This window comes from Blautia sp. OM07-19 (assembly GCF_003481595.1).
Taxonomy (GTDB): Bacteria; Bacillota; Clostridia; order Lachnospirales; family Lachnospiraceae; genus Blautia_A; species Blautia_A intestinihominis.
The window spans coordinates 1-214 of sequence record NZ_QULA01000090.1; the positions used below are offsets into that span (position 1 = coordinate 1).

Consider the following 214-nt stretch of genomic DNA (forward strand, 5'->3'; position numbering starts at 1 on the left):
GGGTGAGGGCTTGACCAACAAGCTTGGTTATGATATAATTGCTTAGTCAACATGTATGTGGTTTTGAAGATATGATATCTTCTAATAATCCTCCTTAGCTCAGTCGGTAGAGCATGCGGCTGTTAACCGCAGTGTCGTTGGTTCGAGTCCAACAGGGGGAGTTTTTTATACCTGGCTCCATGGTCAAGCGGTTAAGACACCGCCCTTTCACGGC

At 46.7% G+C, this 214-nt stretch carries 2 tRNA genes (1 of these 2 cut by a window edge); both read left to right on the forward strand.

Annotated features, from left to right (window positions below):
* The first annotated feature begins 88 nt into the window (after positions 1 to 88).
* Positions 89 to 161: transfer RNA gene (locus tag DXC01_RS19950), tRNA-Asn, on the forward strand.
* A gap of 12 nt (positions 162 to 173) precedes the next feature.
* A tRNA-Glu gene (locus tag DXC01_RS19955) sits at positions 174 to 214 on the forward strand; it runs 69 nt beyond the window's last position.